Below are 11,961 nucleotides of genomic sequence, written 5' to 3' on the forward strand. Positions count from 1 at the left end.
TACAGAAAGCCAATGGCTACATTGATATTGTTGATACAAGGAAGCCTGGCGGCTTCCCCGTTTACATCCCCGCACTAAAAGTACGGGTTTTTTCACGGGTTACGATAATAAAGAGCCTTAAGAGGCACTTTATAAGTCTTCATCAGGAGAACGAAATGCGAATGGATCAAATCAAGCCAGTCAGCTATCTGAAAAAAAACACCTCAGCAGTGATTAACGAAATCCGGGAAAACCGCCAGCCCATGGTGATTACTCAGAACGGCGAGGCCAGTGCTGTAATTCTTGATGCCGACAGCTACCAGCAACAACAACAACAGGAATTACTGGCTCTGCTAAAAATTCTGGCGACCGGTCAGCAACAGATCGAGCAGGACGATAGCGTACCCACTGAAGCGTTTTTTAACCTTCTCAAACAACAGGTAGAGTCCGGCGAACAGTGTAATTGATGGATTCCCTCTAACAACGGCACCCAAGCTCCGCTCGGCTTGAGCGCCCTTCGTTCAAGCGCAAAAAGCTTACCATCAACGAGAAATCAGAGTTTTAAGCATTGTTTTGATTTCAGCATTATCGGATTTTAGTTCTGCAACGTCAGACTTAAGCGTGGTGACATCGGATTTTAGTTCCGCAACGTCGGACTTAAGGGTGTTGACATCGGCTTTGAGCTCTACAACATCAGATTGCAGCGCAGCAACATTAACTGTAAGCACAGAAAACGCTCGACGATTCTCGCCCTGGTAATCGTCTATTTTCTTATCCAACTTTCCAAAAATACGTACAAGATCAGTAACAGTGGTGTCAATACACTCTTGCCTGGCCCCAAACCCCATTACTTTTTACGCCCGAATTAGTGGATGAAAGCTTCAAAGTAGCAAAGAAGTGAGAGCTACGGAGCAGTAATCCTGCCTGACCACCCACCCCTCCCAACAAGCAATAACTCCTATTGACTATACGGCTAATACCGTATATATTGCGGAAACAACATACAACAAAACTGCATTCCATGGACAAAAAAATGCATACCGATAATAAAGACACCGATACTTTTCCGACTTTATACAAGGGGTTAACCACCCACCTCATCTTCGCTCCTGTACAAAAACACGACAGCAGCAGGCAATGCATTTAACCCTTAAATCAAGTGCGTAAATATACCTAAACACAACACAAGCCTTATAGCACCCACCCAAATTTCCTATCACGCTGTTTCAGTATATGCGTGTTCAAGCATTTTCTTATGACAAAGTGCAGAACAAAACCCGAGGGGCGGTAGCGTGCCTAAATATAAATCGATACAAATCTAAGCTTCAATTCTGCTGATGCAAACAAGATCTCCCTTACAAATTCAGTATGCTGTTTTACATGCATTATTGATCCGTGAACTCAAAACCCGTTTTGGGGCCTATCGGCTGGGTATAGCCTGGGCCTTTATTGAACCTGTCCTACATATTGCTGTTTTCATGGGGCTGTTTTATTTCGGTGGAAGAAGCTCTGTTGGGGGTCTTGCAATACCACTTTTTCTAGCCACCGGTATAGCGCCATTTCTGTATTTCAGGAAAGTCATATCACAGTCATTGAGTGCGGTTAGTGCTAACAAAAACCTTCTTATCTACCGCCAGGTAAGAGTCTTTGATACCTTTTTGACTCGCTTTATACTGGAATTTGTTACCTCTTTTATCGTCTTATCGGGGATCATTTTGATCACCTGGTGGGTGGGTTATGAAGTCACTCTGATCAACACTTTGATTTTTATTTATGCCTACCTTTTGCTGAGCATCATTGCATTCGGTTTAGGTTTAATATTTGGCGTCATCAATACGCTTTACCCTGAGCCTGGTAAAATTATACCCGCCTTACTCAGACCACTTATGTTCATCTCTGGCACATTCTTCTCCATCAACGAGATGCCGTCTGCCGCACAGGAACTCTTGCTATGGAACCCGCTGATCCATGTGTTTGAATTTATGCGCTCAGCTTTTTCATACCACTATGATACCAGCCTGCTCAGCCTTGAATACGTAGAAATGTGGGCCTTAACATCGTTAACTTTAGGCCTGCTGATGCTCCGGGCTAATTGGCGCAGGATGCTGACCCAGTGATCACTTTCAATAACGTCACAAAGTACTACCCGACCCCTCAAGGCCGCCACTACATACTCAAAAATGTCGACCTGGTTTTGCCCGGTGATAAAAACATCGGCGTGTTTGGTGCCAACGGCAGTGGCAAATCCACTCTTATGCGACTGCTGGCCGGAGTCGATCACCCCAACAAGGGCAGTATCAAAATAGCAGGCAACGTATCATGGCCTCTGGGCCTTTCCGGCTACCAGGGCAGTATGACAGGACGTGAAAACGCTGAATTTATCTGCCGGATATACGGAAAAAGCAAAGACGAGATAAGGGAAAAGATCGACTACATCAAAAACTTTTCTGAACTGAATGACTTTTTTGAAATGCCCCTCAAAAGCTACTCCTCCGGAATGAGATCCAAATTCTCATTCGCAGTCAGCATGGCTTTTGACTTCGACTACTACCTGATTGATGAACTGACCGCCGTAGGTGACAAACGATTCCGAGAAAAGTGTCGCGAAACCTTTGATGCAAAAAAAGGAATCGCCAACTTTCTGTTTGTCTCGCACAACATCAACGAACTAAAGCGACAATGCGACATTGGCATCTATATAAAAGACGGCTCCATCCATGTCCACGACAGCATAGATGATGCCATTACCGCCTATAACTCCATGTAAATTTACCTGACTCTCTCGATATGCCAGATACTATTGAAACACCGCCTCAAGCACCGCCTAAAAAAGAACAGGAAGCAAAAAAAAGCGAAGCTCCTAAGGCGCCTGCTTACACGATTCAGAAAAAGTTCAAGAAAAAGCTCAAACAGCTTAACCTTGCCAAAAAACTCAAGTCCGCGCTTCTGAGGCGTCAGGCCAGGCGCTGGTTTACCGGCATTGTGCTTATTCCCTGGTTACTCTGCGCCCTATACTTCACCCTGATCGCTTCAGACCGTTATGTATCTGAAGCCAGCTTTCTTATCGAGAGAAGCGATTCCGGTGGCGCCTCTATGGAAGGCCTGAGCCTGTTCGGCATAACGCCACAAGCCAGCAATGACCAAAGAATTCTGGAGACTTTCATTCAGTCACCCGACATGCTGGAGCACCTTAATAAAGAGCTGAATATAAGACAGCATTACATCGACTCCGCCGACTGGCTCTCCAGACTCTCCCCGTCTGCCAGCCAGGAAGACTTTCTCGATTATTACCGCAGCCATATCACCGTTCACTACGATGATACCAACGGCATGCTGGAAATGGAGGTTCAAGGTTTTGAACCCGAATACACCAAGCAAGTCACCGACCAGATTCTTTTAAAAAGCGAAAGCTTTGTGAATGAAATCAGTCACAACCTGGCCAACGAACAGTTAACCTTTGTCCGCTCAGAAGTTGAACGCGCAGAACAAAGACTCAAGGACTTCACCCGCAGACTCCTGAACTTCCAGAACGAAACCGGATTGCTGAGCGTCGAGCAACAAGGTGCAGCACTGAGCGGCATTATGAACGAGCTACAGGCGGAACTGGTTAGAAACGAAACCGAGTTGCAAACCCTGACGTCCTACCTGAACCAGAACTCCTCCCAGGTCGTTGCCTTAAAACAACGGATCGAGGCACTTAAGGCACAAATCATCACCGAAAAAGACAAACTGGTGGACAGTGAAAGCACTTCCCTCAACGACCTTGCTGCCCAGCAACAAGAGTTGCAACTGGATCTGGACCTGGCGACTCAAGCCTATACATCGGCACTGGTAGCCCTGGAAACCACACGCACCGAGGCAAGCCGTAAATTAAAGCAGCTGGTTGTCGTCAGTAGCCCGTACCAGGCACAGGACGCCAAGTACCCCAAGGTGGCCTACACCCTTATCAACATACTGCTGGTGTTGCTGATGATTTTTGCGCTGGCCCGTATGATTCGCGCCACTATCCGCGAGCATCGTGACTAACAAATAATGAATACCCCAGACTATCCATTTATGAAACAACAACTCATTACAACAGCCGCCGCTCTTATGTTGAGCCTGTCGGCCTACGCAACAACAGCGATCCCCGAATCCACGGAATCACAAACCGTGGGCCCGGAACTGGTCGAAGACGTCACACACCACACAGTATTCGGTCAAAACTTATTTGAAGGTTTCAAACAGGCAGAATTCAAAGGCTTCAACCCTGAATACCGGCTGGCCATTGGCGACAGAGTCACCCTGCAAATGTGGGGCGCTTACCAAGTCACCGTTGAGCTCACCGTCGATGCCCAGGGCAATGTCTTTATTCCCCAGGTAGGGCCGGTACAACTGCAAGGCGTTGCCAACAAAGACCTGAACCAGGTGATCGAGAAAAAGGTTCGCAGTGTTTACCAGAAAAACGTCAACGTCTACGCCAGCCTGAACTCAGCAGAACCGGTGAAACTGTTTGTAACCGGCTTTGTGAAATCACCCGGCCTTTATGGCGGCTTTTCATCCGATTCCATTCTGGCCTTTCTGGCAAAATCCGGAGGCATACGTCCAGAGTCTGGTAGTTACCTGAACGTCGAACTAAAACGAAACGGCAAGACCAGAGCCACCTTTAACCTCTACGACTTTCTGCTCACAGGCACTATTGAACAGGTGCAACTGGGCGACGGTGACACACTGGTTGTTAACACACGACAAGGGGTCGCCTCTTTTGATGGACTGGTAGAAAACCCGGTCCAGATCGAATTTGCCAACGGCATGACTGCTTTAAAAGATGCCCTGAACCTCGTTGGTGTCTTACCCGAAGCCACCCACGTTCGCATCGCCAGAAACCAGATGGCTAAGCGAAATGTGGAATACCTGCCCCTGACTGAAATAGCCAACGTGCAACTGGAGAGTGGCGATGAAGTCACCGTGGTATCAGACAAAATGCCCGGCACCATCAGCGTTTCCGTAGAGGGTGAACACAATGGCCAGGCTGTTTACATCCTCCCTTATGGCAGCACCATCAAAGACTTAATGGCCCGGCTCACCCCTAACGACCGATCCAATATGGCAGCAATGCAACTGTTCCGAGAGTCTGTGGCAAAACGCCAGAAAGCCATGCTGGAAGTTCAGTTGAAACAACTTGAACAAGCGGCACTGTCAGCAAGAAGTGAAAGCATCGGCGAAGCAAACCTCAGAAAAGCCGATGCCCAATCCATCCTGCAATTCGTAGAAAGAGCCCGTAAGACACAACCACGGGGTCAGGTACTGTTAGGCCAGAACGAAACCCGCATGGATGTCTTGCTGAAAGACCAGGATAGAATCGTTATACCTAATAAATCCGTCCTGGTACAGGTGCACGGTGAAGTCATGTTCCCCAATGCCATGGTCTTTGACAACACCAAGACCATTGACGACTACGTGTCTGCCGCCGGGGGTTACTCTCAAAAAGCTGACCAGTCCCGTGTGCTGATTCTCCATAGCGACGGCACCATTTCACGCATTGAGTATAACGATGGCTGGTTTAGCAGCGGCCTGGCTAAGCACGACGTTAAACCCGGCGATGAGATTCTGGTTATGCCGCAGGCGGATGAGAAAACCATGCAGTATACCAGCGATATTATGCAGGTGATTTATCAGATAGCTATGAGTACGGCTGTGGTGCTTACCTTGTAAGGTGGCACTGCATCCTCTCACAGCTAGCACAACCAGGCTGTGATATCCGTAAACCCCTGGCTCCCACTCCAGAGGTTGTCGCAAAACTCCAAACACTCGTTCCCACGCTGCGCGTGGGAATGCATACCTCCCCCGAGAAGCTGACTCTACAGCGCGAGATAGGTATGGGTTCCCACGCTGGAGCATGGGAACCAGAGTTTGATTCCGTTCACCCTGAGCGGAGTCGAAGGGTGCCGGGCACAATCTTTATGGTTGGCTCAAAGTCCACACCCTCTAAACTTTCCTTACTCAAAATCTAAAGCTACGATGAGTAGTAAATTTCCAGAGTAAGAAAATGAACAAACAACAAAATACCCGCTGGCAACAGCGATTCGATAACTACCAGCACGCCCTGAGCGAATTACAAACAGCTGTAGAGATGGCCCACAGCCGCAAGTTAAACAAGCTTGAAATTCTGGGCCTGATCAAATTCTTTGGCTATACCCACGAGTTGGCCTGGAACACCCTGAAAGACTTTTTCACTGAACGAGGAGCTGTAAAAATGTACGGCTCCCGGGATACCACCCGTCTTGCCTTCAAAGAAGGGCTTATCGAACAGGGTGAAATTTGGATGAACATGATCGCAAGTAGAAACCTGGCATACGACGCCTATCAGGAAGAAGTCGCCCAGAAGTTATACGAAAATATCATCAACCAGTACTATTCCGAATTCAAGGCACTGGAGCTGGTGTTAAAAAATCTGGGTAACAAATCTCTTGATTCCGGCAGCCATTGATAACCCGGCGTTGGTTGAGCCTACTCAGTTCAAAGCCTCCTGACCTTGGAGACAAACAATGCCACTCAACAAAAAATATCTATCCCTTTTCGAGCAAAACTGGTCTGAATCCCAAAGAGCCGTTAAACGCATGAAAGCCTCCCTCAGCAGGCTTAAACAGCACTTCCCATTAACCGCTCAAGCACTCAAGACGGAAGATGAAGCGCTATCTGAAAAACTTGACGCTTTCAGGATTCGATTTGAAGTTCTGCAAAACTGTATTGGCAACAAGCTCTTCAGAAACTTGCTACGAATGGAAGACGAAGAAGGCTTGAACATGGCAGACACGTTATCACGGATGGAAAAGCGACAGATCCTGAGTTCTGCCGACAGCTGGCGGAAAATGCGTGAAATTCGGGAGGCATTTTCGCACGACTACCCAGAAGCTGAGTCGCAACGGGCTGAAGCCCTTAACATGGCATGGGCTGAGGCTCCCGAACTGATTAAAATCACTGATAAGATCGAAGCCTACCTACTCAAGCTCCACAGTATACAGTTAGGTGGTGATCATTGATAAACACAGGCGATCCAGGTGCTTATGCTGCAACGGGCACAGAGAGAGATTCGGGAGGAAATGGGACGGCTCAGAAGCCGTTTCCGGGCCGGTGAGCTGACGGATCGGCAGCTTGAGCAATCTATCGAGTGGTTGCGTAAGCACATGGAAACGCTGGATCAGAAAGCTCGGGAGCAGCAGGGGCGGGAGTAGAAGGCAGAAAAAAGCCATACGCTTGACGGGTCTGGCTTTTTACTTTTCCTTATTAATTTTTGCGCCTGTTTCTTAATCTCTGCTACGCTGATAGCTCATTCGATAATTGAGGTAAAACGATGAACGCAACGGCAAAAAAAGAACAAAATAACGAGTACGATCACCAGCTTAACACTTTAACGGATGTCGTCAGAATTGTTGGTGGAACACGCTCTGACGTTAAGGTGCTTGACAGCAAGGTTGATCGGCTGAGTCAAGATGTTAAGGTTCTTGACAGCAAGGTTGATCGGCTTGAGCAGAAAGTAGACCAGCAAGGCGAGCTATTGAACCAGCAAGGCAAGCGATTGGATCAGCAAGGAGAGCGATTAGACCAGCAAGGCGCTGACATTGCCGCCATCAAAGAAATGGTCCAAGTCTTACTTACTCGACAATAAGCTACCTCGTTCCCACGCTCTGCGAGGGTGTCGCGAAACCCAAGACAAACAGGTATCATTGTCTTGATATCTGTTTGCCCGTGATGACCAATGACAACCAAACAAAAAATCAAAGTGCACCAGCCTCCCCAGCAGGATATGTTTTCTCCTGCTCCTTCCGAGAGACAAAAGCTACGCACAATCCGCCATTCATCACGGCGATTTATTCATCCTGATGCTGACGAGATCTTTTTGTCCGGCCATCCGTTGCGTCAGCATCTGGAGATGACCAACGACAAAACTCCTTTTGTTATTTCAGACTTACTGGATGAACAGGACTGGTCTGTTTTTGAGCAAGACTATGCAGAATCCGGTCGCCCACCTTATGCGCCGCGCTGCATGGCTGGATTGATTTTGTATGCAATTATTAATGGCGTCACCTCCCTCAGGTTTATTGAGCGAATGGCTCGGATGGATTTGGGTTGTATGTGGGTCAGTGGCGGTATATTTCCGGATCATGCCAATATCGGACGATTTATCACCCGGCATCAAGAAGCCCTGAATGGCTCCTTTTTCGAGGCATTAACTCAGTCAGTACTCAACCGCACAGGGTCAGCAAATGACTCAGTCGCTGGAGATGGAACCTTAATTGAGGCTGCTTGCTCCAACTACAAATTGATCAAAGAAGAAGCAGCTCGCGCAGCGGTTGAGGAAAGCAAAGCCCGATTAGAAAAGGCACCTGATGATGAGTCCTTGAAAGAAGCACTGACCCATCAAACAGAAGTGTACGACACATTACAGGAGCGTCAGGCAAAGCAAAAACGCAGGGGCAAAAAAAACACATCGGACACAAGGATAAGTCCAACAGAGCCAGAAGCCGCCCGCCACAAAATGAAACGGGGCAGAGGGTATGCACAGGCTTATCTTCCCTCTGTGCTAGCTAATGAAGAACGAGTGGTTCTGGCTGCTGCTGTTGATCCAACCAATGAAGCCGCAGTGATCCCTCAGATGATGGATCAGGCAGAACGCATAATAGGCAAAACACCGGAAGAGCTGCTGGTCGATGGTAGTTACTTTACAGACAGCGTGATTAATGACTCGCTGGCAAGAGATGTCAGCCTACTGTGTCCAGAAAGTGGTAATCCGGGCAAGCCTAAAAAGAATCAGAAATTCCATAAAGGCAGCTTCCGATATGAATCGGAAGAGGATGCGTACATATGCCCGGCAGGTCAGAAACTAACGCTCATCTATCGCCCGAGAAATCCGAGCCACTCGAAGGCGCAATGGACTTATGGCGGTGCAGCCTGCAGTGATTGCCCGTTGAGAAAGCAATGCACCACTAGCAAGGCTGGGCGAAAAATCAGGCGCTTTGCTATGGATAGCGTTAAAGATGAGCTGCGCCGGGTTATGGAACATCCAGCGGCAAAGAAGGCTTATAAGAAACGTCAAGGGATGGTTGAGCCAGTGTTCAGTTATTTACGAACTGTTCAGGGGCTAAACCGCTTCCGCCGTCGGGGATTAGACTCAGTGAAGCTGGAGTTTAACCTCCACCTCCTAGCTTATAACCTGAGCAGGGCAGTAGCCTTTGCTTTGCAGCGTTTATTTACAGTGATTTGGGAAATATTAGCGATCATCCGCACTCAATGGCTAATAATCGCTAAAACCCAAAATTTAAAACTGTCGCATGGGGATGGCAAGTTTTTTAGGGTTACCGGCGCTCATGAAACTGTTTAACGGTTTTGCAACACCCTCTCTGCGTGGGAAGTTTGATTAAAGAGTATCAGGGTTTTTGAGTGCCCGTCAGTTTTGGGTCAGGTGTCGAAATCACGGTGAATACTATGGTATTCATCGACAGCGTCACTGAGGTTTTTTTCGGCAACGTGCGGGTTCACTGAAGCAATCTTCGTGTCGTCAATAATTGAAACGGCCTATTCCGCAGCTATCACCAGGTGCCCTGCTGCTTTTTCACTACGCTCGACGTATTCATTGCAGTATTTAAACATTTCTATCTCTTTTTTGCCTTTTTCCCAAATAGTTATTACTCGCTGATCTTATGTATAAATATCTCGTTTGCATTCGGGTATCTCTGATTGAAGCAGCCTCTTAAAATAGCTACCATTGTTGACGATATAACAGCACTGTATTTAGATTCAGCCTTTAATATAAAGGTGATTCATGCTTCACCTATTGGCTGGCGCTGGCAACTGAATTTTTTTAAACCCGATTTACTTTTTGTTGAGTCTGCCTGGAGAGGCTATAAAGACAGGTGGAAAAGAAAGATTGCAAGCTACCCTGATAACGATTACTACGGCCTTTATAAGCTTGTTGAATGGTGCAACAAGAAAAGTATTCCGACTGTATTCTGGAATAAAGAGGATCCTGTACATTTTGATCGTTTTAGCAAAGCCGTTCTTCCTTTTCGTTTTATATATACGACCGACTCCAACAGCCTTGAACGTTACCATAGGTTACCAGGCAAAGAAGCTTCTCAGATAAATGTACTTCCATTTTCAGTTGACCCGAAAACTTTCAAAAATGCCAATAATGCGACTCGTGATAAATCGGTTGCATTTGCCGGGGGTTATTATTCGAATGAACTACCCCAAAGATCAAAAGTAACATGCGAACTACTAAGAGGGTTACGAAGCTTTGACCTTGTAATATACGATCGTTTTTGGGAAAGGCATAACAAGTCAAGTTTTCCAAGTGAATTTAATGAATACGTTACGGCAGGAGTCTCTGCTGATAAAGTACCAGGACTCTATAAGAAACACTCTCTCTATTTGAACATTAACACCGTCGAAAACTCACCAACCATGCTTTCACGAAGAGTTTTTGAACTGGCAGCATCAGGTGCTTGCATTATTAGCAACCCATCACTAGCTATGTCTAATTTTTTTGGCGACTTAATTTTACAGGTAACCAATGCAAAAGAGGCTGAAATAAAAGCAAGAACACTACTTGAAGACCACTCGCTTCAAACACAAATCAGTAAAGCATTACATAATACCGTTATGGAAAAACATACTTGGCAACATAGACTTGACCAGATCCGTTCCGATTTAGGTATTTAAATAATAACTCTAAACCACCAGGTACATTTGAATGATTGAAAAGAAAAAAATATTAATAGTTTTTGGCACCAGGCCAGAAGCTATCAAAATGGCTCCCATTGTAAAAGAGTTCAAGAGCTGTGCTCAATTAGATACGCGAGTTTGCGTTACCGGCCAACACCGCGAAATGCTTGATCAGGTTTTGAATCTCTTTGATATCAAACCAGAATATGATCTTGACATTATGAAACGAGGCCAGGATCTCACAGATGTAACAACAGCCATTCTGTCAGGTCTAAGAGATGTGCTTAAAGACTTTATGCCATCTCGTGTACTTGTTCATGGTGATACTGCAACCAGCTTTGCTGCAACCTTGGCGGCTTACTATCAACAGATAGCAGTTGGTCATGTAGAAGCTGGTCTGCGTACCGGAAATATCTATTCCCCATGGCCTGAAGAAGGTATGCGTCGTTTAACAGGTGATATTGCAGATCAACACTATACACCGACGACTAGCTCACTTAAAAACCTAATTCTTGAAAATATTGCTCCTGAAACTATTTTCGTAACGGGTAACTCAGTTATTGATGCCCTGTTAGATGTTTCGGAAAAAAATGAGTCAGAAAGTCATATAAAAAAGGAACTTGATTCAAAGTTTTCATTTATAGATCCAGAACGTAAGCTTATTCTAGTAACAGGCCACCGAAGAGAAAACCATGGTGATGGCTTTGAACGCATCTGCAAATCGCTGAAAGAACTCGCTAAACGTGATGATGTACAAATCATTTATCCAGTTCATTTAAGCCCGGCTGTTCAGAAACCTGTTAATCGTCATCTTAAAAATATTGAGAATGTCCACCTGATAGAACCTCAGGATTATCTACCTTTCGTCTACCTGATGAAACGGAGCTATCTGATTTTAACGGATTCAGGTGGTATTCAGGAAGAAGCACCATCACTTGGCAAACCCGTTCTATGCATGAGAGATACTACAGAGCGACCTGCTGCTGTGACAGCAGGTACTGTTCGTCTAGTTGGAACATGCGATGTGACTATTGTTAACGAAGTCAAGAACCTACTTGATAACGAGATGGCTTACCAAGTTATGAGCAATGCAAGTAATCCGTATGGAGATGGAAAATCCAGCCAACGTATTTTACAGGCTGTTCTGGGTAAAGATGTTTCTATGAGCATGTTTATGAAACAGGAATTAAGAATCGCATAATAAATAATTAAGTTTTTTTGACTCTTAATTCCATTCAACTTTCTAATTTTCATTCACAAAATCACCATTCACTAAAA

At 46.1% G+C, this 11,961-nt stretch carries 13 protein-coding genes; 12 read left to right on the forward strand and 1 reads right to left on the reverse strand.

Going from position 1 to position 11,961, the window contains the following annotated elements:
- Window positions 1-155: 155 nt before the first annotated feature.
- Window positions 156-446: a type II toxin-antitoxin system Phd/YefM family antitoxin gene (locus tag K7B67_RS10410; protein ID WP_252180266.1), complete on the forward strand. Its 291-nt coding sequence runs from the start codon at window positions 156-158 to the stop codon at window positions 444-446.
- 75 nt (window positions 447-521) lie between these two features.
- Here K7B67_RS10410 and K7B67_RS10415 read toward each other — a convergent pair whose 3' ends face one another.
- On the reverse strand, window positions 522-827 hold the full coding sequence (locus K7B67_RS10415) for a hypothetical protein (RefSeq protein ID WP_252180267.1): 306 nt from the start codon (window positions 825-827) through the stop codon (window positions 522-524).
- A gap of 489 nt (window positions 828-1,316) precedes the next feature.
- Between K7B67_RS10415 and K7B67_RS10420 the strand changes: the two genes are divergently transcribed.
- From K7B67_RS10420 to wecB, 11 genes are all read left to right on the forward strand, one after another.
- Window positions 1,317-2,096, forward strand: a complete 780-nt coding sequence (locus K7B67_RS10420; protein WP_252180268.1) for an ABC transporter permease — start codon at window positions 1,317-1,319, stop codon at window positions 2,094-2,096.
- Window positions 2,093-2,746: an ABC transporter ATP-binding protein gene (locus tag K7B67_RS10425; RefSeq protein WP_252180269.1), complete on the forward strand. Its 654-nt coding sequence runs from the start codon at window positions 2,093-2,095 to the stop codon at window positions 2,744-2,746. The genes K7B67_RS10420 and K7B67_RS10425 overlap by 4 nt, the downstream gene beginning before the upstream one ends.
- A 20-nt stretch (window positions 2,747-2,766) precedes the next feature.
- The gene (locus tag K7B67_RS10430) at window positions 2,767-4,005 is read left to right on the forward strand and encodes a hypothetical protein (protein WP_252180270.1); all 1,239 of its coding nucleotides are present in this window, start codon (window positions 2,767-2,769) and stop codon (window positions 4,003-4,005) included.
- A 30-nt stretch (window positions 4,006-4,035) separates the two neighbouring features.
- Window positions 4,036-5,673: a polysaccharide biosynthesis/export family protein gene (locus K7B67_RS10435; protein ID WP_252180271.1), complete on the forward strand. Its 1,638-nt coding sequence runs from the start codon at window positions 4,036-4,038 to the stop codon at window positions 5,671-5,673.
- 334 nt (window positions 5,674-6,007) lie between these two features.
- Window positions 6,008-6,448 (forward strand): nucleotidyltransferase substrate binding protein, encoded by a 441-nt coding sequence (locus K7B67_RS10440; protein WP_252180272.1) that lies wholly within the window; start codon window positions 6,008-6,010, stop codon window positions 6,446-6,448.
- Between the two features lie 58 nt (window positions 6,449-6,506).
- Window positions 6,507-7,001, forward strand: coding sequence for a hypothetical protein (locus K7B67_RS10445; RefSeq protein ID WP_252180273.1), 495 nt, complete (start codon window positions 6,507-6,509; stop codon window positions 6,999-7,001).
- 24 nt (window positions 7,002-7,025) lie between these two features.
- Window positions 7,026-7,193, forward strand: coding sequence for a hypothetical protein (locus tag K7B67_RS10450; protein ID WP_252180274.1), 168 nt, complete (start codon window positions 7,026-7,028; stop codon window positions 7,191-7,193).
- Between the two features lie 119 nt (window positions 7,194-7,312).
- On the forward strand, window positions 7,313-7,627 hold the full coding sequence (locus tag K7B67_RS10455) for a hypothetical protein (RefSeq protein WP_252180275.1): 315 nt from the start codon (window positions 7,313-7,315) through the stop codon (window positions 7,625-7,627).
- Between the two features lie 90 nt (window positions 7,628-7,717).
- Complete coding sequence (locus K7B67_RS10460) at window positions 7,718-9,340, forward strand: IS1182 family transposase (protein WP_252180276.1); 1,623 nt, start codon at window positions 7,718-7,720, stop codon at window positions 9,338-9,340.
- Window positions 9,341-9,696: 356 nt separating this feature from the next.
- Window positions 9,697-10,680 (forward strand): glycosyltransferase, encoded by a 984-nt coding sequence (locus tag K7B67_RS10465; protein ID WP_252180277.1) that lies wholly within the window; start codon window positions 9,697-9,699, stop codon window positions 10,678-10,680.
- Window positions 10,681-10,711: 31 nt separating this feature from the next.
- A complete protein-coding gene (gene wecB / locus K7B67_RS10470; protein WP_252180278.1) occupies window positions 10,712-11,884 on the forward strand; it encodes a UDP-N-acetylglucosamine 2-epimerase (non-hydrolyzing) in 1,173 nt (390 codons plus the stop codon).
- Window positions 11,885-11,961: the final 77 nt, after the last annotated feature.

This window comes from Endozoicomonas sp. 4G (genome assembly GCF_023822025.1).
In the GTDB taxonomy this organism is placed as follows: domain Bacteria; phylum Pseudomonadota; class Gammaproteobacteria; order Pseudomonadales; family Endozoicomonadaceae; genus Endozoicomonas_A.

Coding starts and splice junctions, on each gene's coding strand:
- K7B67_RS10410 (WP_252180266.1), top strand. CDS start 156: ATGCGAATGGATCAAATCAAGCCAGTCAGCTATCTGAAAAAAAACACC.
- K7B67_RS10415 (WP_252180267.1), bottom strand. CDS start 827: ATGGGGTTTGGGGCCAGGCAAGAGTGTATTGACACCACTGTTACTGAT.
- K7B67_RS10420 (WP_252180268.1), top strand. CDS start 1,317: ATGCAAACAAGATCTCCCTTACAAATTCAGTATGCTGTTTTACATGCA.
- K7B67_RS10430 (WP_252180270.1), top strand. CDS start 2,767: ATGCCAGATACTATTGAAACACCGCCTCAAGCACCGCCTAAAAAAGAA.
- K7B67_RS10435 (WP_252180271.1), top strand. CDS start 4,036: ATGAAACAACAACTCATTACAACAGCCGCCGCTCTTATGTTGAGCCTG.
- K7B67_RS10440 (WP_252180272.1), top strand. CDS start 6,008: ATGAACAAACAACAAAATACCCGCTGGCAACAGCGATTCGATAACTAC.
- K7B67_RS10445 (WP_252180273.1), top strand. CDS start 6,507: ATGCCACTCAACAAAAAATATCTATCCCTTTTCGAGCAAAACTGGTCT.
- K7B67_RS10450 (WP_252180274.1), top strand. CDS start 7,026: ATGCTGCAACGGGCACAGAGAGAGATTCGGGAGGAAATGGGACGGCTC.
- K7B67_RS10455 (WP_252180275.1), top strand. CDS start 7,313: ATGAACGCAACGGCAAAAAAAGAACAAAATAACGAGTACGATCACCAG.
- K7B67_RS10460 (WP_252180276.1), top strand. CDS start 7,718: ATGACAACCAAACAAAAAATCAAAGTGCACCAGCCTCCCCAGCAGGAT.
- wecB (WP_252180278.1), top strand. CDS start 10,712: ATGATTGAAAAGAAAAAAATATTAATAGTTTTTGGCACCAGGCCAGAA.